Genomic DNA, 23,012 nt, shown 5'->3' on the forward strand with positions numbered 1-23,012 from the left:
ACATACTAAACGATTTCTTTTTCTTAAGATTGAAATACCAAAAGTAATCTGAGATTACTAGCCTAGGTATGTCATTAAGATTTTACTTCTAGAGGTATGTTTTAATCTTCTAATTGCTTTTTCTTTTATTTGACGAACACGTTCACGAGTTAAATCGAATGTTTCACCGATTTCTTCTAAAGTCATGGGTTGGTGTTCTCCTAAACCAAAATATAACTTTACAACATCTGCCTCACGAGGCGTTAATGTTTCTAAGGCTCTGTTAATTTCGATACGTAAAGATTCATGTAATAAAACTCTATCAGGATTTGGAGATTCTCCAGAATTTAAGACATCATATAAGTTAGAATCTTCACCTTCAATTAAAGGCGCATCCATAGAGACGTGGCGTCCAGAATTCTTCATAGACTCTTTTACGTCATTTACCGTCATGTCTAGTTTCTTCGCAATTTCTTCCGCACTTGGTGGGCGTTCATTTTCTTGCTCTAAAAAGGCGTACATTTTGTTAATTTTATTGATAGAACCAATTTTATTTAACGGTAAACGTACAATTCTAGATTGTTCTGCTAATGCTTGTAAGATCGATTGACGAATCCACCATACGGCATAGGATATAAATTTAAAACCTCTCGTTTCATCGAAACGTTTAGCGGCTTTAATTAAACCTAAATTTCCTTCATTTATTAAATCGGGTAAGGTTAAACCTTGGTTTTGATATTGTTTTGCAACAGATACAACAAATCTTAAATTGGCTTTCGTTAATTTTTCTAATGCTCTTTGATCACCTGCTTTAATTAGCTGTGCTAATTCTACTTCTTCATCTGCAGTAATTAAATCTACTTTTCCAATTTCTTGTAAATATTTGTCTAGGGATGCAGTTTCTCTATTGGTAACCTGCTTGGTAATTTTAAGTTGTCTCATCTAAATTGTTGTGCGTTTTAAAAGATTCATGTATGCCTACAAGTTCTTATACGTATAAATTTGTATTAATGTTACAAAAAGTATTATTTTTTTTAAAAGTGAAAAAATACACGTTCAACGAGGAGAACCTACAGATTAGCTTTTTTTTACTATAATATGTGACGTATTCCCTTTTTTTGTGTCTTAAAATTAAGAAGGATTGGAAGCTATTGTTTTACAGAAATTATCGGATGAAGAATTAGTCTTTGAAATTGCAACAACAAACAACGCAGCATTATTTGCTGTTTTATATGACCGATTTTCTAAACTAGTTTACAATAAATGTTATGGCTTTGCCAATAGTAAAGAAGAGGCAGAAGATTTAACACACGATGTTTTTGTAAGACTGTTTGTAAAATTGAAAACGTTTCGGGGAGACTCAAAGTTTTCCACTTGGTTGTATTCTTTTACTTATAATTTTTGTGTGAATTACGTACAAAGAAGTCATTATAAAAAGAAAGAAAAAGTTACGGTGGTCACAGATCAAATAAAAGAAGAAGATGTCTGGGAGGAAATAGAAGATGCACAGCTATATGAATTAAAATCTGCGAAATTAGCAAAGGCGATGTCTTTAATAGCACCTAAAGATAAAATGATCCTTTTAATGAAATATCAAGATGAAATGAGTATTACAGAAATCAAAGAAGCTTTAAATATTGGAGAAAGTGCGGTTAAAATGCGTGTTAAAAGAGCCAAACAAAAAGTGATTAGTGCTTATGAAGAATTGTAAAAATGAGTAATCCTTTTAAGAAAATAGTTTTGCAATATGAAGTGCCAAATGCATTAAAGCAAAAGGTGTTTGATGATATTTATAGGATGCAATTTGCCGAAGATACTACTCAATTAATGGTAGTAAAACACCTGAATACGATGGGTGATTTTTAAAGAAGAATACAGTATAGAAGATCTTTTTTTAAAAAAAAATTGATAAATTTAAGATTGCTTTTATAGAAATTGTAAACAGTGTATTAAAAATGTTGAATTAATTTTAATACAGAAAATATGATAGATACGTTGGGGGACTAGCTATCATATGTGATTTTTGATCACAAAAAAAAGAGACCGTTTTTCGGTCTCTTTTCTTTTTATTTTTCAAAGTATTAAAATAATCCATTAATTTGAGAATCTATTCTATCGATTACAAATCCTAAATCTTCTTGATTGGTTACAAAATCTAAATTATCTACATCAATAACTAATAGTTTTCCTTTTTTATAGGTAGAAATCCAGGCTTCATAGCGTTCGTTTAATCGGCTTAAATAATCGATGCTAATTGAGTTTTCATATTCTCTGCCTCTTTTATGTATTTGACCCACTAAAGTAGAGATGTCCGCACGCAAATAAATTAATAAATCTGGCGGCATGACCAAGTTTTCCATCAAATCAAAAAGCGAGCTATAATTCCCAAAATCTCGATTGGTCATTAAACCCATGGCATGCAAGTTGGGAGCAAAAATATGCGCATCCTCATAAATCGTTCTATCTTGAATAATGTTTTTACCCGTTTCTCTTAATTCTAATATCTGACGAAAACGGCTGTTTAAAAAATAGACCTGTAAATTAAAAGACCAGCGTTCCATTTCTGCGTAAAAATCGTCTAAATAAGGATTTTCATCTACCGCCTCAAAATGTGGTTTCCATTTATAGTGTTTGGCTAAAAGTTTGGTTAGTGTGGTTTTGCCAGCACCAATATTACCTGCAATTGCAACGTGCATATTATTTACATTCTTAAATTAACGAGAGACACAAAAGTAGTGAAAAATATAAGGTATCAATTATGAACAGATTAATTTATATCCGAAACCTCGCACATTTAAAATTTGAATGTTTGGATCTTCTTTTAATTTTTTGCGAAGTTTACTGATAAAAACATCCATACTTCTTGCAGTAAAGAAATCGTCATTTCCCCATAATTTATTTAAAATAAACGTTCTGTCTAATATTTTATTTTTATTTTCAACAAGATAAAAAAGTAGCTGAGCTTCTCTGTGAGTTAACGTTTCTAAAACATCAAAATAGGCCAATGTTTGTTTGGTATAATTAAAAATATACACCCCAATTTTTATCCTATCTACATTTATTTTTAATTCAATTCTATTCAGTAAAGCTTTAATTCTAACAATTAATTCTTCCATAGAAAAGGGTTTTTTTAAATAATCATTTCCACCATGCTTAAAACCTTCTAAAACATCGGAAGTTTGCGATTTTGCCGTGAGAAAAATAATCGGAATTCTTTTGTTTTCTAAACGGATTTCTTTCGCTAATGTAAAACCATCTTTTACGGGCATCATTACATCTAACACTAAAATATCGGGTGCTTCTTTTTGGTATATTTCTAAGGCTTCTTCGCCGTTTTCAGCATGAAAAACCTCGAAATTTCTAGATTCTAGACTCTCTTTTACAATCATGCCTAAACTAGCTTCATCTTCTGCTAAAAGTACTTTTATCTTACTCATTGGGCATTGTTATTTTAAAAACGGTTTGTTTTTTATCAGAATTTAAAGTGATGTTTCCAGCATGTTTATCGATTATTTTTTTACAGTAATACAAGCCAATTCCAAAACCTTTTACATCATGTGTGTTTCCTTTTGATACTCTGTAAAATTTATCAAAAATCTTTTCTTGTTGATTTTTTTCAATGCCATTTCCATCATCAGCAATCGTTATTTCTGTAGATTTTAAAATGGAATTTATATTGATTTCAATCCTATTTCCACCATATTTAATAGCATTATCAATTAAGTTAGAAATCACATTTTCAAAATGAAAAACATCAATATGCAAATAAATAGGTTTTAAATTTGATGAAAAAACAAGCTCTTTTTGATTGGCTAACATTTTATGCTTGTTTACCAATCTTTCGGTCATTTCAACAACATCAATCGTTTCTTTTTTTAAGAGTAATTGTTCACTATCTAAAGTTGCGGTTTCTAGTAATTTTTCCACCATTTGATGCAGTTTTTTCAACTGAACACCAGACATTGCCAAGTATTTTTTTGTTTTTTCTTTATCCTCTAAAACATTAAAATTTTCGATGGCTTCAATAGCTGTAGAAACGGTGGCAATTGGTGTTTTAAATTCGTGTGTAATATTGCTAATTAAATCGTTTTTTATGATGGCCAGTTCTTTTTGCTGATTGATAATTTTTAACAAATAAAACAAGCTAGAAATAATTAAGAGTGATAACAAAAGAGAAAGTGAAATGCCACCAAAACTTCTTTGTAAAGCCTCAAAATTCGGGTTATTATAGACCAATTCAAATCCTTGATCATCTTTCACATAAGTAGATTTTGATGTTACCACAAAGGTTTCCGAATCTAAAACTGAATCTTTGGTTTGATGAAAAAGTGTATCTTTTTTTATGTGGTGAAAACTTGTTTTTACGTCAATTCCTTTTTGTTTTAGTTGTAATGTTATTAAAGAATCTACTTTCTTATAGTTTATAGAATTATTAAAATAAGAAATAAACATGGGTTTTAAATTTTTAATCAACTTTAAACTATCCGCAGATTTTTTTCCTTTAAAATATTTTACAGAATTTTTTTTACCATTTTTATGAAGGTTAAACCCGTTTCTTGCATCTATAAACTGTGTAAATAGCAACGTAGAATCGCTTTTCTTTTTAGTATGATTTTTGGCAAACTCATCAGAATTTAATTCAATCGCCAATTTTTTCATATCAATCATCATCGAATCTAACTGCTTTTGAGATAGGTTTTCATCCGAAGTCATTTTAATACTATTAATGGTGAATTTTGGTTTTACACCTTCATTTTTCCCATTTTTAATATTCTTCATTAAAGAATCGAAAGGTGTCTCAGCAGAAAATTTAATGTCGATATTATCTTTACCAGGTTGTAAAATTGTTAAAAAGTCTTTTTTAGCCAAAGTTGCATAATATTCTTCTACAGCATTGTCTAAACTTAACTGAATTTCATTCCTAACTCGTTGTTTATTTTCTTCGTAATTTTTGAAGTTCCAATAGAATTGCACGCCAATTGTTGCAACTACTGTAACAGCAATTAAATAGAAAATCCAAGTATATTTTTTGTTTTTCATGGGTCAAATATAGGTAGTAATTTTAATAAAATTACTTGGTTAACACTCGTTAACGTTCGTTAACTTTAAAAAGTAAGTTGATGTTGCATCTTTGTAGTGTAATCAAATGAAAACAATATATCATGAAAAAAGTAACAACAGTATTCCTTTTATTATGTACCTCAATAGTATTAGCACAACATAAAAGTGTTGCAATAAATGAGTCTATAAAAAATACGAATACAGAGGTAAAAGTAACTTCTATGTCTTATAAAGTAGATTCTGTTAAAGAATTAAAAAATATAGATTGGGATGAGGTAAAAACGATCTTTGAAACAAATAAAGATGAGGAACTTATTAAAATGAGTTTTGGAATCGATTTAAAAAAAACTGAAAATCAAAAAGTTTCTATTGCTGGTAAATTTACTGTGGAAGGAAAATCAAAAAATTTAGATGATTTAATAGCTAAATCTAAAAAAGGAATTAATGGACTAATAAAATTATATAAAAAATACGAAAACGAATAAATTATGAGAGCAATTATAACAACACTGGCATTAGTATTTGCAACAGCCTTAAGTGCACAAAATTTTAACGGAAAAGCTACCTATAAAACAAGTAGAAAGTCCAATATACGTTTTGGCGATAACCAAAAAGGTGTTACCGATAAAATGCAAGAAGAGCTGCAAAAAAGAATGCAGAAGATGAATCAGAAAACTTTTATCTTAGAGTTTGATAAAACTACATCAATGTATAAAGAAGATGTAAAACTAGACGATCCTACTCCTCGAGCAGGTAGTCGTAAAATGGTTGTAATGTCTTTTGGTGGTTCAGGAAGTGCAGATTTATATTATAAGGATATAAAGGAAAATAGATTTGCCAACAAAACTGAAATTATGGGAAAACCATTTTTAGTGAAAGATGCATTAGAAAAATATGAGTGGGAATTATCTTCAGAAACAAAGAGTATTGGTACTTATACTTGCTATAAAGCTACTTTTTCTAAAGAGGTAGAAAATATTAACATGAGTATGATTAATGGCGAATCAAAAGAAACCAAAACGACAGAAAATGTTACTACGACTGCTTGGTACACTACTGAAGTGCCAATAAGTAATGGACCTGCCGATTACCAAGGGTTGCCAGGTTTAATTTTAGAAATAAATGATGGTAAAAATTTAATTGTCTGTACAGAAATTATCTTAAATCCAGAGAAAACAATAACCATAGAAGAGCCCACAAAAGGTAAAGAAGTTTCTAAGAAAAAATTTGATAAAATTCAGAAACAAAAAAATCAAGAAATGATGGAAAAAATGAAAGGTAGAAAAGGAATTGATTTAGGAAATGGCATTAATATAAAGATGGGCGGATAGATATGTTAAACTTTTCCCAAAGCCTTTAAACTTTTATGTTTTTTTTAAGTCCTACAGAGTATTAAAAAGATAATTTTGTCTCAAACTAATCTAAATTAAACTTAATGAAATCAATTATTACTGTATTAATCGCGCTGGTTGTTACCCTTACAACGTTTGCTCAAAAAGATTTTCAGGGGAAAGCCACTTATATGTCTAAAACAACAATGGACATGAGTGTGTTTGGCGATCAAATGAGCGAGCAACAAAAAAAACAAAGGATGGCTCGTATGAAAAACTTCTTAGAAAAAACATATACATTAACTTTTACGAAATCAACTTCTTCTTTCAAAGAAAATGTTGCTTTAGAAGCTCCTGGAGCTTCTGGTCCAAGTTGGGGAAGAAGCAATGGACAAGGTTCTATTTATAAAAGTACAAAAGATAAAAAAATGATTGAGGACGTAGAGCAATTTAGCAAACGTTTTTTAATTGTTGAAGAAATGGAGCAACCTCAATGGGAAATGGGTACAGAAACTAAAAAAATAGGAAACTATACTTGTTATAAAGCAACCTTAGTTATAGAAGATAAAAGTATAGATTGGGGAGGTATGTTTAGAAGAGGAAATCAAAAAGAAAAAGATTCTACCAATACTAAAAAGGATGAGAAAAAAATGCTAAACGTTACCGCTTGGTATTCTCCACAAATTCCTATAAGCGCAGGTCCGGATAAATACTATGGTTTGCCAGGTTTAATTTTAGAAATCAATGCAGGTAGAACAACCATGCTTTGCACCGAAGTTTCAATTAGTTCTGATGAGGTTTTAGAAATAGAAGAGCCAACCAAAGGAAAAGAAGTTTCTAGAGAAGAGTATAATGAAATCATTAGAGTAAAAACAGAAGAACTAAGAGAGCGCTTTCAGAACAACAGAAGAAGTGGCAGAGGTAGATTCTAATCTTACAAAATAACCAAATAATAACATGAAAAAAATACTACTTATCGCCATTTTTATGGTGACATTCATTACTAGTGCTCAAATTAAACTTTCCGGAATTGTAAAAGACTCTATCGGAGCGCCTTTAGAAATGGCAAACGTAATAGCTATAGACACCGTAGCAAAAAGAATTAGTTCTTTTGGTTTTACAGATGCTAATGGGAATTTTAAATTAGATTTACAGAAAAATAAAGTCTATAACATTAAAATTAGTTATGTTGGCTTTAAAGAAATAAGCGAATTTATAAAATCAAAATCAGAGAATATTACAAAAGACTATATCATGTTAGAAGATAACATGTTAGATGGTATAAATATAGTGTCTAAAATGCCAGTTACTATTAAAGGGGATACCATAATTTATAACGCAGATTCTTTTAAAAATGGTTCAGAAAGAAAGTTAAAAGATGTGCTTGAAAAATTACCTGGAGTAGAAATTAATGATCAAGGGCAAATAGAAGTAGAAGGTAAAGCTGTTGAAAAAATTATGGTGGATGGAAAAGAATTCTTTAGTGGTGATACAAAATTAGCTACAGAAAACATTCCTTCCAACGCTGTTGATAAAATTCAGGTTTTAAGAAACTACTCGAATGTTAGTCAATTAAGTGGCGTTCAAAATAATCAAGATCGAGTTGCTATCAATATTAAATTAAAAGAAGGTAAAAAGAACTTTTGGTTTGGAGATGTTTCTTTTGGTGGAGGTCAATCTCAAGATGAAACCCTTTATTTATTTCAACCTAAATTATTTTATTACACACCAAAATACACCATTAATATCATTGGTGATGTTAATAATTTAGGTGATGTTGTAATCAGTAGGAGAGATGCAAGAAGTTTTGGTGGTAGTTTTCAAAGTCAAAGTCCATCTAACGGAACAAATATTAACATTGCAGATGCCGGAATTGGGTTTTTAAATGCTGGAGCGAGAAATGCAAACAGAATAGAAAGTAAATTATCTGCTTTAAACTTTAGCTACTCACCAAATAAAAAATTAGATTTAAGTGGTTTCTTAATTTGGTCTGGTAATAGTAACGGCCAAAGAAATATATCTGATATTGATTATGTAGACCCTAATATTCCAGATGAATTTAGAGATACTAAAACAGACCAAACGAGTAATACAGGTTTGTTTCGTTTTAGCTCTATCTATAAAAAAGATTTTAACAATCAATTGAATTATAATGTTGCAGGACGTTTTTCGAATGAGTTTAGCAACCAAAGTATAGAGTCTAGAGTTTTAAGCGATATTGTTCAAGATGAAAATGCAACACCTTACACTATTAATCAAGACTTTAGTTATTTCTACACAGCAAGTGAAAAAAGTATTTTTGCCTTAGAAGTAAAGCATTTGCTACAAGACGAAGATCCGTTTTATGTAGCTTCTTTAGAAAATGACCCGAACAATAATGATGATGCCGATAATGATGGCTTTGATGATGCCGCAGAAAATTTAGGTTTAGACAGAACAAATATGTTCTATACATTAGAGCAAGATCGTAAGGTGAAAACCAATCAATTAGACGCAAAATTGGACTACTATTATATCTTAAATCAAAAAAGTAATTTAAACTTTGTGACAGGTACTATTTTAAGTTCGCAAAATTTTAATTCACGTTTTTTCCAAATTTTGGATAATGGTGCGGAATTAGATCCAAACCCAACAAATATAACCGGAATCGAAAATCCGGAAATAACAAACGATACCCAATATAATTTTACGGATATTTATGCAGGATTAAGATATCGTTTAAAAGCAGGTATTTTTACTTTTACACCTGGTTTTACTGTACATTCTTATAATTCGAATAACACACAATATGGTTTAGAAACTTTTACTGATGAATTTTTTAAATTTCTTCCAGAATTTGAAACGATTGCTCAATTTAAGAGAAGTGAAAGTTTAACGTTTACCTATAGACAAGAGGTTAATTTTACAGATGTAAATCAAATAGCTAGAGGTATTGTGGCAAATAATTATGATTCTTTTTTTGCAGGAAATCCAGAATTAATAAATTCAAGTTTTCATAATGTAAGTTTAAGATACAGTAGCTTTAATTTGTTTAACAATAGTAATGTATTTTCTAGAATTAATTACAGAAGAACGATTGATCAAGTAAATAGAAATACAAATTTTGCGCCAGGTTCTGTAGTTGCTAGTAGTACATCTATTAACTCTCCATTAGATAATGAAAGTTTTTCTGCGTCTTTATTTGCTGGCAAAAGAATTGGTAAAATACAAACTCGTTTAGGAGGTAGTTATAATTACAATAAGAGCTATCAATTCATTAATGAAGATGAAAACACAAACATTAATACGGGTTATGGTTTTAACACCAGAATTGGTACGAACTTTACAAAAGCACCAAATGTGACTTTAAGTTACAATGTAAACTTTAGTAATCAAGAAAACAGCTCAAGAGCGCAAGTTTTCAAGTCTGTAAATCATAGGCCCTCTATAAATTTTGATGCGTATATCTGGAATTCTGTAACCTTAACTTCAGATTTTTCTTTTAATGAACAAAGACAAAATGGCGTAACTACAAATACCTTTAGTATTTGGAATGCTAAATTAGCGTATAGAAAAGACAGAGATGCAAAATTGGAATATGAAGTTGTGGGTAACAACTTATTAGCAACAGGATCTGAAGCAGCTGTAAGTCAAAGCGTTTTTGCTTTTACTTTAAATGAACGTTTTATTTTACCAAGATTTATAAGTTTTAGAATTCGTTATCAATTGTAATACGTACTTTTTTGTATTTGTTAAAAATGGCTCAATTTTTTTGAGTCATTTTTTATTTACTTTATTTATTTTAGCCAAATGAGTGCAGTAACTTCACAAACTTTTTTTTCAGCATTCTTTAAAACGCTAGGAGTTTTATTTTTCTACATATTTTTCGGTCTTCTTATAGACAGTGTTTTTATGGTAGAGAATTATCAAGACTTGCAATGGTTTGCAAATTGGCTGATGGTGGTTATTTTTTCAATTACCTTTTTTAAAGGAAGTCCAAGAATTAAAGAGCAAATGCTGTATATTGTACTTATTGCAATCATCGTAGAATATACTTTTTCTATAGGAACGGGTATGTATACATATCGATTAGAAAATGTACCCCATTATATCCCTATGGGACATGCTTTGGTCTATGCAGCGGTTATCTATTTTACAAAAACACCCTACGCTAAAAACAATAAAAGGTTCTTAGAAAAAGTATTTACACTATTAATTATTGTAATCGCTACTACTTTTTTAATTTTTAAAAATGATGTTTTCGGATTTGTTTTAACAATCGCTACTTTACTGATATTAAGAAAGAAACCCAGAGAGAGAATGTTTTACTTAACCATGTTTATAGCCGTATCGTATTTAGAAATTGTCGGTACCGCTTTTGAATGTTGGTGGTGGCCAACTACCGCTTGGGATAACATTCCTTTTTTACCAAGTGCAAACCCACCAAGCGGTATTAGTTTTTTCTATTTTGGTTTTGATTTAGTTACTTTATGGTTGTATAAAAAGCGTCATAAAATAGCATGGCGAAGAATGAAAAATATTCGGAAGATGAGGTTACAAACATTAAAAATTGTAAACTAAATCAGCATAAAAAACGTTAATTACAAAACCAAATGTCAGGTTGAACCTTTCGCCTAAGCTAAATATATACGCTGTCGAAACCTAAAATATAAATAATTAAAATGTCTATAAAAGTTTCATCTCTTAGTAAAATTTACAACACTCAAAAAGCAGTATCGAACGTTTCTTTTTCTGCGGATAAAGGACAAATAATTGGTTTTCTAGGTCCCAATGGTGCTGGAAAATCAACCATAATGAAAATTCTAACAGGTTTTATACAACCCAACGAAGGTGAGGTTTTTGTGGATGAGATTGATGTTTTAAAAAACCCCATTGAAGCAAAAAGAATTATTGGGTATTTACCAGAACACAATCCTTTGTATAAGGAGATGTATGTGCGCGAATATTTGCAATTTCAGGCGGCTATTTATAAAGTCGATAAAAGTCAAATAGAAATTTGTATTGAAAAAGTGGGTTTAACGTCAGAAGCCCATAAAAAAATACATCAATTATCTAAAGGATATCAGCAAAGAGTAGGCTTAGCAGCAGCGATTTTGCACAATCCATCAGTATTAATTTTAGATGAACCTACAACAGGCTTAGATCCTAATCAATTGGTTGAAATTAGAGAACTAATTAAAGAGTTAGGTAAAGACAAAACAGTGTTGTTTTCTACGCATATTATGCAAGAAGTAGAAGCGGTTTGCGATCGTGTCATCATCATTAAAAAAGGAGAAATTTTGGTGGATAAAAAACTATCTGAACTCCAAAATAAGCAACAACAAATCATTGAAGTTACTTTGAATACTGGGGTTGATAAAAAGATATTCAATCAATTTAAGCATTTAGTTTTAGCAACAAATAGCGCGGAAAATACTTGGCAGTTAACGTTTAATTCTAAAGAAGATATGCGATCTACAATTTTTGATTTTGCTCAAGAAAACAATTTGAAAATTTTAGGATTAACGGCACAAACTAAAAATCTAGAGACCCTTTTTCGGGAGGTAACGACATTATAGTTTTTAAAATATTTCAATGCAGATTTGGTGTTATCTAGAAAGTAGAAAATAAAAAGAAACCTCTACAAATATATTTGCAGAGGTTTTACTTTTAATACTTACGAAAAAAACATTATTTTGATAAATACTGATAGGCTTCCAAAAGGGTTGGAAAAACCATTGTGCTTCCCGCTTCTTTTAATTCTTGTTCATCATATTGTGTTAGAATTCCAATGGGGTTCATGCCTGCTAATTTTGCTGCGGTTGTGCCGGTTAAACTATCTTCAAAAACCCATAGATTTTTAAAATCATCTTCTATAAAATCTAAAGCTTTTGCTAACGATATATAAGCTTCTGGCGCAGGTTTAGGTTTTTCATAATCTTGAAGTCCGAAAACAGTATTAAAATCTAATTCTAAATGATGAATGCTATTTTTTAAAAATTGTTTCGTGGCATTGCTTGCAATTCCATTAGGTATTTTGTTTTTATTTAAAAAAGCAACAATTTCATGCACACCTGGCAATAGCTTCGGAGTTTTAAAATAAATATCTAAATGGTTATCTTTTAATAAAAATAAATCTTCGGTTTGATTTCCTTTGCCAATAACACTGCAAAAATAATTCGCAATCACCATAGGTGATTTTCCTGACAAACTTTTAGGAAATGATGCGATCGGCTGCTTAAACAATTCTATAAAAGCAGAAGACCAAGCACTATTATGGCTTTCTGCACTGTCTACAACTACCCCATCAAAATCAAATAATACTCCTTTAGGCAATGACTTTTCTTGCATTCATTTTGCTTTTTTCGTTAACTAATTTGGCCAAATACGGATTTAAAAACTTATTAGTGGGATCTAATTCTCTTCTTAATTCTTTAAAAGCTTCCCATTTTGGATAAATTTTAGACAATTGTGCATCTTTTGCCTCAAAGCGTTTTCCCCAATGTGGCCTTCCGCCGTGCTTTAAGAAAACTTTTTCTACACTTTTAAAGGCTTCATAAGTATCTGCAGTGGCTGCATTTCTAGAAACACAACCCATGGTAACCGTGTCTTGCTGGTAAGCGTAACTTAACCAAGAATTATCTTTTTGTACAAAACGCACATCCATAGGAATATGAATAAAAGATTTATTAGACCATTTGTTAATTTCTGTTTTTAGTTCCTCAAAAACTTGTGGAAATTTATCTAAGGCGATGGTCCATTCTGCCAATTCTAAAGTAGAACCTCTAGATTTTGTAACCGTTGCTTGGTATAAAGATCCTTTATGCTCTTTTTTAGAGTTAAAAAATCCTCTGTATAGTAATTTATTGGCTATGGCAGTAATCCAAGGAAAAACGTGTGTGTACTTGTATAAAATTTTTGATGCCGTTCTTCGATGTTTCAAATAACTTGGCCCCATATTTTCTATAACTTCTTTGTTAGGATCAATTTTATCACCTGTAATTACATAGCCTTTATCTGTATGAGGTAACCATAAAATTCTTAAGAAATCATGTGTTTTAAGACGCTCTTTAATTTTTGGTAACCATTCTGAATCAGATTCTGGTCTTTCTTTTACATGCAGAGTGTATTCGGTTTCACACTTAAAAGTGATGGTAGACATAACTCCTAACATCCCCAGAGAAACACGAACAGCATCCATTAATTCATCTTTATCCGTAATTTTTTTTATGCTGCCATCCGCTAAAACCAAAGTACATTCCGTCATATACTCACAAAGTAACTTTCCACTTGTTCCATGAGTTCCCGTTGCTAGAGCACCACCAATTGTTATTGTATTGATGTCTGGTAAACACGGAATACACCAGCCAACCGCCTCGATTGCCTCTAATAATTCTCCTAATATCAATCCAGATTGAACAGTAATTGTTTTTTCATCATCATCATAGGACACAATTTTATTATATCCTGTCATGTCAATTAAAGAGTCTGTGCCCGCTGCAATATCAGATGAGGACTGTTTACTTCCAAAAAATCGAATTTTATCGTTTGTTGCTATTACTTCGCGAAGTTCTTCTTCTGATTTTATCTTGTAAAGCTTGTCGTAGTTATATTTTAAATTCTCATTCCAACTAACCCAAGTATTTTCTTTTTTTTGTTTCATGGTAACTTTAAATTGTTAAACAAAAGTAAATATTTATCTCGTTTAATCTTTACAAGATCTTGCTTTATTTTCTTTTTTAAAGTGAATTTAACGTATAATTAACTAGGAAAACGTTTTCGTAACAACTCTCAAGGTGCGTGTTTTCTTAAATGACAATAAGTTTTTAGAAATTATTGATGTTTCTGAGATGGAATCTTTATCAATTTAAATTTGGTAACGCAGAAAATTGAATTTGAATGGCTGATTTTACGGAATTCAATTTTTAGACAGACTCTTTAAAGCTATGGATAAATAAAAACAAAAATATAAGGACTCTAATAACCAAAATAAGAAAAAAACCTACTCATGGTATGATATCCATAAGAAGATCATTAACCGCAGTAGTAAAAGTTCATCTTTAGTTCAGTTTTAGTTTAGTTTAAAATTTATTTGCTGATTCTCTAACGTTGCCAACAATTCATTAGACACTTTTATTTTTGTATTTCTACTAGGCAAGCTTACTTCAATTTTTTCTTTGGCATCCCAAACGGTAAAGTTTAGAGATTGCTTTCCTGGATTATTTTTTAAAATGGTTTCTAAATTTAAAATCGTATTTTCCTGAAGGTCCTGTAATTGAATTTTAATGGTTATTTTTTTGCAGAGTTCATCCATAATATCGTGCAATAGTTTCATTTCTGTAAATTTCATTCTTGGTTCTCCAGCAATTCCTGTTTCTTTATTTGTCCATCCAGGCTGAATGGTGCAGCGCACAAATAAGAAGGAATTTGGCACTAAAAAGTGTTTCATTCTTAAATATTCTTCGCCAAAAATTCTAAATTCATGACTGTCACCATAATCTTCAATCGTAAACATTGCCCAACCTTTTCCGGCTTTAGAAACTCGATGTTGTACATCAGAAATTATACCTGCAAAAGACAAATTCATGTTCACATATTTACCAATATCACCCTTAAAATGTTTTAAGGAAGCGTTGCAGAAAATCATTTCATTTTTAAAATCGTCTAAAGGATGCGCAGAAATATAAATTCCGATGACTTCTTTTTCTTGTGATAAAAGTTCCATGGTTCCCCAAGTTTCACATTCAGGAATGTCTGGTTCTGGAAATTGTACGGTAGATGTTTCGCCAAACATAGAAACCTGTGCAGAATTTTTGTTTTCTTGATATTTACTTCCGAATTTCATGGCACGTTCTAAGAAAGTCAATCCCTTTTCATCGATATGAAAATATTGTGCTCTATGTGTGTCTGCAAAAGAATCAAAAGCACCAGCTTTTATCAAACTATCAAAAGATTTTTTGTTTGCAGCACGTAAATCTACTCTTTTTGCCAAATCAAAAATGGACGTATAATTGCCATTTTCTTCTCGTTCCTTAATAATAGCTCTTACCGCACCAGCACCCACACCTTTTACTGCCGCCATTCCAAAACGAACAGCACCATCATTATTTACAGAGAATTTTAAGAAAGATTCATTTAAGTCGGGTCCTAAAACTTGCAAGCCCATTCGTTTACATTCTTCCATAAAAAAGGAAACCGATTTAATGTCATTCATATTATTAGAAAGCACAGAAGCCATATATTCTGCAGGATAATGTGCTTTTAAGTAGGCTGTTTGATAGGCAATCCAAGCATAACAAGTAGAGTGAGATTTGTTAAAAGCATAACTTGCAAAAGCCTCCCAATCTTTCCATATTTTTTCTAACTTTTTTTCATCATGCCCATTTTCACCTGCTTGCTCTATGAATTTTGGTTTCATTTTATCTAAAACCGCAATTTGTTTTTTACCCATGGCTTTTCGTAAAACATCGGCTTCACCTTTGGTGAAATTTGCCAACTTTTGTGAGAGCAACATTACTTGCTCTTGGTACACTGTAATTCCGTAGGTTTCTGCCAAATATTCTTCCATGGCAGGTAAATCATATTCAATATCTTCAGTACCGTGTTTTCTGTTGATAAAACTCGGAATATATTCCATAGGTCCGGGTCTATACAAGGCGTTCATGGCAATTAAATCAGCAAAAACAGTTGGTTTTAGAGAGCGCATATGTTTTTGCATTCCTGGAGATTCGTATTGAAAAATACCCACTGTTTCTCCTTTTTGGAATAGTTCATACGTTTTTTCATCATCCAAAGGAAAACTATCCGGATCTAAATCTATATCATGTTTTGCTTTTACAATTTTAACAGTGTCTTTAATTAAAGTCAGCGTTTTTAATCCCAAGAAATCCATTTTTAACAAACCTGCAGATTCCACGACAGAGTTGTCAAATTGCGTAACATACATGTCAGAATCTTTTGCGAGTGCAACAGGAACATAATTGGTAATATCTCCTGGAGTAATGATAACACCACAAGCGTGAATTCCTGTATTTCGAACAGAGCCTTCTAAAATAGTTGCTTTGTTGATGGTTTCTGAAGTTAGATCATTTCCATAAGATAAATTTTTTAACTCTTCGACCAATTGTTTTTCTTCTGCTCTTAAATCAGCAACTTTACCTTTACTTTTTGCATCCTCCCCAAAAATATTTTTAAGTTTAATTAACGGAATTAATTTGGCAATTCTATCTGCTTCGAACAGTGGTAAATCTAGAACTCTAGCCGTATCTCTTATAGAAGATTTTGCAGCCATGGTGCCATAGGTAATAATTTGTGCAACCTGATTGGCACCATATTTATCGATGACATAATCCATGACTCGGCTTCGGCCTTCATCATCAAAATCAATATCGATATCGGGCATGGAAACACGTTCTGGATTTAAGAAACGCTCAAAAAGTAAATCGTATTTAATAGGGTCTATATTGGTAATCCACAAGCAGTACGCAACCACAGAACCCGCGGCAGAACCACGACCAGGACCTACGGAAACATCCATTTTTCTGGCTTCTCGAATAAAGTCTTCAACAATTAAAAAATAACCAGGATACCCAGTTTTTTCAATCACAGAGAGCTCAAAATCTAAACGTTCTTTGATACTTTCGGTAATTTCTCCGTAACGTTTCTTAGCACCCTCGAACGTTAAGTGTTTTAAGAAATTATTTTCACCACGTTTACCTTTGTCTTCCTCATCTTTTGCATCTTTAAATTTATCAGGAATATCAAAAGCAGGTAGCAAAACGTCTCTTGCCAAAGTGAAAATCTCAATTTTATCAACAATTTCTTGAATGTTACTAATGGCTTCGGGCAAATCAGCAAAAAGCGTTTTCATTTCAGCCGTCGACTTGAAGTAATACTCATCATTAGGCAAACCATATCGATAACCACGGCCTTTACCAATAGGAGTTGCTTGCTTCTCACCATCTTTTACACACAATAAAATATCGTGGGCATTGGCATCTTTTTTCTCTAAATAAAAGGTGTTGTTGGTCGCAATAATTTTAACATCGTGCTTTTTAGAAAATTTTAATAAAGTTTCATTGACAATATTTTCGTCTTGTTGATGATGGCGCATCAATTCAATATAAAAATCATCTTTAAATTGCTCTTTCCACCAAATTAAAGAATCTTCTGCTTGTTTTTCTCCAAGATTTAGAATTTTACTCGGAACTTCACCATATAAATTTCCCGTTAAAACAATAATATCTTCTTTGTATTTTTTGATTATTTCGCGATCAATTCTTGGAACATAGTAAAATCCGTCAACAAAAGCAATCGAAGACATTTTAGCTAAATTATGATACCCTTTTTTGTTTTTCGCTAATAAAACAACTTGATATCCATTGTCTTTTACGGATTTGTTCTTGTGATCTTCACACACATTAAACTCGCAACCCACAATCGGTTTCATGGGAGTTGCTGCAGTTTTATTATGGTTTAAAACAGCACTCACAAAATGAAAAGACGCCATCATATTCGCAGTATCTGTCATGGCAACTGCTGGCATATTATCTTTGGCAGCGGCTGCTACAATATGACCAATTTGCATGGTAGATTGTAAAACAGAATATTGTGTATGATTATGCAAATGCGAAAATTGTACGTTTTCTAATTCCGCTAAACCTACAGAAGTAGATTTAGTCGTTACGTTGTCTTTTAATTTTTCTAGACGTTTGCGAATTTTGTCACTTTCTTTCTTTAGGTTGATATGTTTTAAACCAATAACCTGAATCGGTTTTGGATTGATTTCAGAGAAATTTTTAAAATAATCTGCATCAACATCTAATTGTTCTTTGGTAAATTCTCGAAGACGAATTAACTCTAAAAAACAGCGGGTAGTTGCCTCTACATCGGCGGTTGCATTATGAGCTTCACCAAAATTAGTACCGAATAAATGTTTGTGTAATTCTGTTAAGGTTGGTAATTTAAATTTGCCGCCACGACCTCCAGGAATCTGACACATGGATGCCGTTTTTTCTGTACACGTATCTAAAATTGGGAGGGAGGTTAGGGTGTTTTCAATGCCTAGTCTATGAAATTCACAGCCCATAATATTGATGTCGAAATTCAAATTCTGACCTACAATAAATTTGGTCTTGCTTAAAACTTCATTAAATAAGCGTAAACTTTCGTCTAAAGTAATTCCTTGTTCTTCAGCTAATTCAGTAGAAATTCCGTGAATTCTCTCGGCATCATAAGGAATGTTATAGCCTTTTGGTTTAATGAGAAAATCATTGTGTTCTAAAACATTTCCCATTTCATCATGCAATTGCCAAGCAATTTGCACACACCTTGGCCAGTTATCTGTATTTGTTATAGGAGCGTTCCAACTTTTGGGTAAACCAGTAGTTTCAGTATCGAAAATTAAGTACATTTCTATGGGTAATTATTGAAGTGATTAATTGTATAAATGTTCTGTAAAAATAGGAATTTGTTGTTAAGAATGGTACAAGATTTTTTGGTTGTTGTTAACAACGTGCTTTTTAATTTTGTCATTTAATTTTGTCATTTTTAATGTAGAGAGAAATCTTTTAAAGTTCCTAAGCTTTGTGCTGGCCTCTTTATGAGATTTTTCCTATTGTAGAAGTGACAGTTTTGTAGAATTTTCTTGTTTAGTATTTGCATTCAATTTTGCCGTTTAGTGTAATCATTTCTAAGTTTTTCAAATAAAATAGTAGCAACCATAAAATTCTAATTGACAACAGTATTGATATGGCGTTAAAATGAAACAGATAAAATGGAATTCAAATTTGAAATGCTAGAAAATTAGGAAAAGTAAATCCAATTCTAAAGTTAGACTTGAAGTATTTAATCAGTCTGGTATAAACATTTATTTTATATTTGTTTGAAAAAAAGAAAGTTGTTAAATCAAAAATCCATAGCAGTACTTCCCTTTGTTAATATAAGACCCAAGAAAAAAATTTTTATAAGCGTAGAAGATGACGTAAATTGGTTTTAAATATACTGAATTGCAAAATAATCGTAAAAATAATCGTGTTTTTATACCTGTGTTTGAGTATGATTTCCAAAAAAGAGTAAGCGAATTTAGTACTCAATTTCTAAGTACATGACAAAAATTGATAGATTTCTACATTTGTTTTATTTTCAGAGTTTAAAAGCGTTTTTGCTAAGAAGTTAAGCCCATATTTGAATATAGATTTGGCTTTTCTTCCGGGTTTTTTAATTGGTATAGGCTTTTTTAGATGCAGATATATTCCAATTTTATAGCACCATACAAAAGCAATCATTACCAGTAAAATTAAGTTTTCAATTCTTTGAATATCTTTTAAATGGGTGTTTTCTATATCAAATCCACTAGATTTCATCGCTTTAAAACACATTTCAATTTGCCCTCTTTGCGCATAATTTTGTTGTGCTTTTTCAGGTTGATTAAAAGAGATAAGAATTAAAAAATCAAGTTTTCCATTTTTATTTTTTAGTTTACATCCATATAATTTGTTTATTGTCAATTAATTATATTTTTTTCATGTACTAAAAAGGATGTTTTACAAATTCCTAAAAAGTAATACCACATAATCTTTAAAATTAGGCATAGGCTTCGTTACGGTTTGTTCTTATATTCAAATAGAAAGGAAAAAAAGGGCGTTTTATTACGGTTATTTCAATGCAGCATTGGTATTAATTGTGATTGTAGATTAAAATATATAATTACTAAAAGTTGCATCTTAAAATTGTAGTGTAAAGTATTTTTTTATTTTTGATGAGCTTCTTATTTTTAAAATTATTCCTTAAGAAATCTTAAATTTCTTAAATCTCCAGATTCATGAAGTATGGACATGATGTAGACTCCCTTTATTTTTGGTAACTGAAAATTAGTAAGCTCAAGAAAAGGATTTTGCTCACTAATTAATAGTTGTTGATGATACAATGTTTTCCCTAAGAGATCCTTGATGAGCAAATTACTTTTTCCGGTCATTTTAAGAGGAAACTTTAGGTATAATTTCTGATTTACAGGATTTGGATACAGTACAATGTTTTCAGAATTAAATACTACAATATTGTCAGGGTTAGAAAGAGGTGCGTCGCAATTGATAACCTCAACTGTTTTTCTATTTGCTGATTTTGATACTATTGGACGGCCGAAAATATAAATTTCGTTTACTGATACAAATTCGTTTTGATCCATAGAAAAACGTAAATACCTTGTTGAAATAGCTGTTTTAGTTTCATTCTGATGATTAAAATTAGTATATGGGTCTATAAATAAAGTGGTCCAATTTGATGCAGAGCCATAGGCTAGAGTAAATTTTTTTGTTTGCTGCATATCATGTAAATTTATTTTAGAGATATAATATTCTTTTCCTAAATCAAAAATTATATCATGGGATTCATTATTGACTGCATCGGCTAGTTTCCAAGAATTACTGGATGCGTTCATTTCTGATGTATACTCTAAATGCTCCTCATTAAATAAAAGTCTGGCGGAACGTACACTACCTTCTTTAACAGAATTTTTTATCATATTTGATGTGATGATGATCTGCTTATCTTCGCTACTTTTTTTTTTACTTACTTTCAGGAAATCAATTAAAGGATATCCATAAATTATGATTTCATTTACGGCTGCATAAGGATTTTCTAACATCGATAAACGTAAATATTGTGTAGAAATATCTGTATTATGTGTATTCCAAGACTGAAAATTATCTAAAGAATCCACGAACAAAGGAGACCAATAATTGGGATTTCCATATTCTACGGTAAAATCTTGTTTATCATTCATATCATGAAGATTGAATTCAGAAATGTAATATTCTTTTCCTAAATCTATAATAGCATAATATGGAGCATTTAAGGCATCATTGGCTGGTTTCCAAGAATTACTTACAGCAGATTCTTCTGCCACTAAATTCAAATCTTGTTCATCAAACAAAAATAAAGGTGAATTTAAGCTTCCTCCTTGCACCAGATCGGTTACCATAGTGGGTAAAATAACAATTTGTTTAGATTCTTTAACTACTGGATATCCATAAATAATGATTTCATTAACAAACGCAAAAACATTTTGATACATGGAAAATCGTAGGAATCTTGTGGTTACATCAGTTTCATTTTTACTCCAAGTATTATAAGTGTCACAAGGGTCGGTAAATAAAGTTTCCCAATTTGTTTCATTGCCATATTCTACTGTAAAATCAGCACTATTATCCATATCATGTAAATTTATTTCTGATATGTAATAGTGTTTTCCTAAATCTATCACTACATGATACGAAGAATTATTCATTGCGTTAGCAGGCTTCCATGAAACACTTTGGGCATGTTCATCGATTGTTATATTTAAATTTTGTTCATCAAATAAAAATAAAGGCGAATTTATACTGCCTCCTTCAACTAAATCGGTTACCATTTCAGAGGTAATTTTAATTTGTTGAGGTGCTGTTTCAAAATATTCGGGTCCGCTCGGTGCTCCTATTTGCTGATATTCAGTCGGATTATTATTTGTAACGGAATAATCATTCTTAGAAGGATCTTCAAATTCAATTTCTGGAATACGTGCTAAACAATTATTTGCTACCGTAAAGTTATTTGCATTGCCAGATTCATTTAGGAAGAAGGTAATATCTGTATCATAGTAATTATTTTCAGCAGTTATATAATTAATTTCATTATAATTTTTTATAATTTCGGTACCATTAATTTCTCTAAAATAATTTTGGTTAATATTCACAGGAGCTAGTTGATCACTTACAGACCGGTTATCAACAAAAACTCCTAAATTGGAAGCGATATAGTTATTGGTAAATGTGCAATCTCCTTTTCCTAAAGCAATAATTCCATTAGAAGGTGCGCCTATGAGAATATTATTATAGGCATTTACAACACTGTTGTTCCCTATTTGAAGTATATTGGTTTGGTGGGGTATATTTTCTAATCCTGCATTTAAAAGTGTGTTATTATAAATTTCTATATCTTCTACCATATTGGCTATTTGTATAGATTCTCTTAAAGTGTTTCGCACAATATTATTGTAAATTCTTACCTGCTTAAACTCCATTCCGGGTGTTTGAGTTTCACCTAAATACATTCCTTCAGATACATTTTCAATAAAACAATCATGAATTATTAAATTTTTAAAAACCGGATATGGAAAAGGAGGATTTCCTTCATAATCTTTTTTAGCCACGATACCGAAAAAACCATCGTGATCTATTTTTATGAATTCGGCTTCACAATCAGAACTCAAATCTGCAAAAGCCAAACCAGATTCAACAGCCGAGAGTTTAAATCCGTATTTATAATTTGGATGCCCAGCTCCGCTAATTTTAATGTATCTACAATTTTCAAAGGTTATGGCACCCCAGATACCAGTATCGCCACTATCAATTTTTACTTGCCCGCCTTTATTAATAATCACAAGCGGGGTATTGGCATCTCCATTTACAAATTGAAATCTTAACGGATTGGTTCTAGAAGAAGAAATAAATATAGTGTCTCCGCCAATAGTTGCGCTACCTAAAGTTTCTTCATTTACATGATAAGGAAAAGTATGATCAATAATAAAGTTTTGGTTTTGACAAAACGCTAGAGAACTAATACACAAAGTTATAAGGAATAAACAAAACTTTTTCATGGGAGAAATGATCATTGTAAATAAACAAT

The 23,012-nt window shown here is 31.1% G+C and carries 17 protein-coding genes; 8 read left to right on the forward strand and 9 right to left on the reverse strand.

The features are described from left to right. Positions 1 to 57 precede the first annotated feature (57 nt). Positions 58 to 921 carry a sigma-70 family RNA polymerase sigma factor gene (locus K8354_RS00755; protein WP_018942691.1) on the reverse strand — a complete coding sequence of 288 codons (864 nt, stop codon included), beginning with the start codon at positions 919 to 921 and terminating at the stop codon, positions 58 to 60. 199 nt (positions 922 to 1,120) lie between these two features. Between K8354_RS00755 and K8354_RS00760 the strand changes: the two genes are divergently transcribed. Together K8354_RS00760 and K8354_RS00765 are read left to right on the forward strand one after the other, a co-directional pair. Further along, positions 1,121 to 1,690 (forward strand): RNA polymerase sigma factor, encoded by a 570-nt coding sequence (locus K8354_RS00760; RefSeq protein ID WP_223444644.1) that lies wholly within the window; start codon positions 1,121 to 1,123, stop codon positions 1,688 to 1,690. 2 nt (positions 1,691 to 1,692) lie between these two features. Next, the gene (locus K8354_RS00765) at positions 1,693 to 1,845 is read left to right on the forward strand and encodes a hypothetical protein (RefSeq protein WP_223444645.1); all 153 of its coding nucleotides are present in this window, start codon (positions 1,693 to 1,695) and stop codon (positions 1,843 to 1,845) included. A gap of 215 nt (positions 1,846 to 2,060) precedes the next feature. Here the strand turns inward: K8354_RS00765 and K8354_RS00770 are convergent, their stop codons facing one another. The 3 genes from K8354_RS00770 to K8354_RS00780 are packed head-to-tail and all read right to left on the reverse strand — an operon-like array spanning position 2,061 to position 5,019. Next, the gene (locus K8354_RS00770) at positions 2,061 to 2,675 is read right to left on the reverse strand and encodes a deoxynucleoside kinase (protein WP_223444647.1); all 615 of its coding nucleotides are present in this window, start codon (positions 2,673 to 2,675) and stop codon (positions 2,061 to 2,063) included. 60 nt (positions 2,676 to 2,735) lie between these two features. After that, a complete protein-coding gene (locus tag K8354_RS00775) occupies positions 2,736 to 3,416 on the reverse strand; it encodes a response regulator transcription factor (RefSeq protein WP_223444649.1) in 681 nt (226 codons plus the stop codon). Next, positions 3,409 to 5,019 (reverse strand): sensor histidine kinase, encoded by a 1,611-nt coding sequence (locus tag K8354_RS00780; protein ID WP_223444651.1) that lies wholly within the window; start codon positions 5,017 to 5,019, stop codon positions 3,409 to 3,411. The genes K8354_RS00775 and K8354_RS00780 overlap by 8 nt, the downstream gene beginning before the upstream one ends. Positions 5,020 to 5,141: 122 nt before the next feature. On the opposite strand from K8354_RS00780, the gene K8354_RS00785 reads away from it, so the two are divergent. The 6 genes from K8354_RS00785 to gldA all read left to right on the forward strand — a co-directional run bounded on the left by K8354_RS00785 (position 5,142) and on the right by gldA (position 11,929). Continuing rightward, complete coding sequence (locus K8354_RS00785) at positions 5,142 to 5,525, forward strand: hypothetical protein (RefSeq protein WP_223444653.1); 384 nt, start codon at positions 5,142 to 5,144, stop codon at positions 5,523 to 5,525. Positions 5,526 to 5,528: 3 nt separating this feature from the next. After that, entirely contained in the window at positions 5,529 to 6,371 is an 843-nt protein-coding gene (locus K8354_RS00790) for a GLPGLI family protein (protein ID WP_223444655.1), read from the forward strand. A gap of 104 nt (positions 6,372 to 6,475) precedes the next feature. Further along, positions 6,476 to 7,303 (forward strand): GLPGLI family protein, encoded by an 828-nt coding sequence (locus K8354_RS00795; RefSeq protein ID WP_223444657.1) that lies wholly within the window; start codon positions 6,476 to 6,478, stop codon positions 7,301 to 7,303. Positions 7,304 to 7,328: 25 nt separating this feature from the next. Next, positions 7,329 to 10,082, forward strand: a complete 2,754-nt coding sequence (locus tag K8354_RS00800) for a carboxypeptidase-like regulatory domain-containing protein (protein WP_223444659.1) — start codon at positions 7,329 to 7,331, stop codon at positions 10,080 to 10,082. 78 nt (positions 10,083 to 10,160) lie between these two features. Continuing rightward, entirely contained in the window at positions 10,161 to 10,931 is a 771-nt protein-coding gene (locus tag K8354_RS00805) for a hypothetical protein (RefSeq protein ID WP_223444660.1), read from the forward strand. Positions 10,932 to 11,032: 101 nt separating this feature from the next. After that, entirely contained in the window at positions 11,033 to 11,929 is an 897-nt protein-coding gene (gene gldA / locus K8354_RS00810; RefSeq protein ID WP_223444661.1) for a gliding motility-associated ABC transporter ATP-binding subunit GldA, read from the forward strand. 112 nt (positions 11,930 to 12,041) lie between these two features. On the opposite strand, the gene K8354_RS00815 is transcribed toward gldA, so the two are convergent. The 5 genes from K8354_RS00815 to K8354_RS00835 all read right to left on the reverse strand — a co-directional run bounded on the left by K8354_RS00815 (position 12,042) and on the right by K8354_RS00835 (position 22,983). Next, a complete protein-coding gene (locus tag K8354_RS00815; protein ID WP_223444662.1) occupies positions 12,042 to 12,701 on the reverse strand; it encodes an HAD family hydrolase in 660 nt (219 codons plus the stop codon). Beyond that, positions 12,679 to 14,013, reverse strand: coding sequence for a D-arabinono-1,4-lactone oxidase (locus K8354_RS00820; protein ID WP_223444663.1), 1,335 nt, complete (start codon positions 14,011 to 14,013; stop codon positions 12,679 to 12,681). The genes K8354_RS00815 and K8354_RS00820 overlap by 23 nt, the downstream gene beginning before the upstream one ends. Positions 14,014 to 14,421: 408 nt before the next feature. Then, positions 14,422 to 18,762 (reverse strand): DNA polymerase III subunit alpha, encoded by a 4,341-nt coding sequence (gene dnaE, locus K8354_RS00825; RefSeq protein ID WP_223444664.1) that lies wholly within the window; start codon positions 18,760 to 18,762, stop codon positions 14,422 to 14,424. Between the two features lie 685 nt (positions 18,763 to 19,447). Continuing rightward, positions 19,448 to 19,858 (reverse strand): transposase, encoded by a 411-nt coding sequence (locus tag K8354_RS00830; protein WP_223444665.1) that lies wholly within the window; start codon positions 19,856 to 19,858, stop codon positions 19,448 to 19,450. Between the two features lie 272 nt (positions 19,859 to 20,130). After that, a complete protein-coding gene (locus K8354_RS00835) occupies positions 20,131 to 22,983 on the reverse strand; it encodes a discoidin domain-containing protein (RefSeq protein WP_223444667.1) in 2,853 nt (950 codons plus the stop codon). Between the last annotated feature and the right edge of the window lie 29 nt (positions 22,984 to 23,012).

Source organism: Polaribacter litorisediminis, assembly GCF_019968605.1.
In the GTDB taxonomy this organism is placed as follows: domain Bacteria; phylum Bacteroidota; class Bacteroidia; order Flavobacteriales; family Flavobacteriaceae; genus Polaribacter; species Polaribacter litorisediminis.

Bases quoted from the DNA above. Each gene is read 5' to 3' on its own strand.
- K8354_RS00755 (WP_018942691.1), bottom strand. From the start codon at position 921: ATGAGACAACTTAAAATTACCAAGCAGGTTACCAATAGAGAAACTGCA.
- K8354_RS00765 (WP_223444645.1), top strand. From the start codon at position 1,693: ATGAGTAATCCTTTTAAGAAAATAGTTTTGCAATATGAAGTGCCAAAT.
- K8354_RS00770 (WP_223444647.1), bottom strand. From the start codon at position 2,675: ATGCACGTTGCAATTGCAGGTAATATTGGTGCTGGCAAAACCACACTA.
- K8354_RS00775 (WP_223444649.1), bottom strand. From the start codon at position 3,416: ATGAGTAAGATAAAAGTACTTTTAGCAGAAGATGAAGCTAGTTTAGGC.
- K8354_RS00780 (WP_223444651.1), bottom strand. From the start codon at position 5,019: ATGAAAAACAAAAAATATACTTGGATTTTCTATTTAATTGCTGTTACA.
- K8354_RS00785 (WP_223444653.1), top strand. From the start codon at position 5,142: ATGAAAAAAGTAACAACAGTATTCCTTTTATTATGTACCTCAATAGTA.
- K8354_RS00790 (WP_223444655.1), top strand. From the start codon at position 5,529: ATGAGAGCAATTATAACAACACTGGCATTAGTATTTGCAACAGCCTTA.
- K8354_RS00795 (WP_223444657.1), top strand. From the start codon at position 6,476: ATGAAATCAATTATTACTGTATTAATCGCGCTGGTTGTTACCCTTACA.
- K8354_RS00800 (WP_223444659.1), top strand. From the start codon at position 7,329: ATGAAAAAAATACTACTTATCGCCATTTTTATGGTGACATTCATTACT.
- K8354_RS00805 (WP_223444660.1), top strand. From the start codon at position 10,161: ATGAGTGCAGTAACTTCACAAACTTTTTTTTCAGCATTCTTTAAAACG.
- gldA (WP_223444661.1), top strand. From the start codon at position 11,033: ATGTCTATAAAAGTTTCATCTCTTAGTAAAATTTACAACACTCAAAAA.
- K8354_RS00815 (WP_223444662.1), bottom strand. From the start codon at position 12,701: ATGCAAGAAAAGTCATTGCCTAAAGGAGTATTATTTGATTTTGATGGG.
- K8354_RS00820 (WP_223444663.1), bottom strand. From the start codon at position 14,013: ATGAAACAAAAAAAAGAAAATACTTGGGTTAGTTGGAATGAGAATTTA.
- dnaE (WP_223444664.1), bottom strand. From the start codon at position 18,762: ATGTACTTAATTTTCGATACTGAAACTACTGGTTTACCCAAAAGTTGG.
- K8354_RS00835 (WP_223444667.1), bottom strand. From the start codon at position 22,983: ATGAAAAAGTTTTGTTTATTCCTTATAACTTTGTGTATTAGTTCTCTA.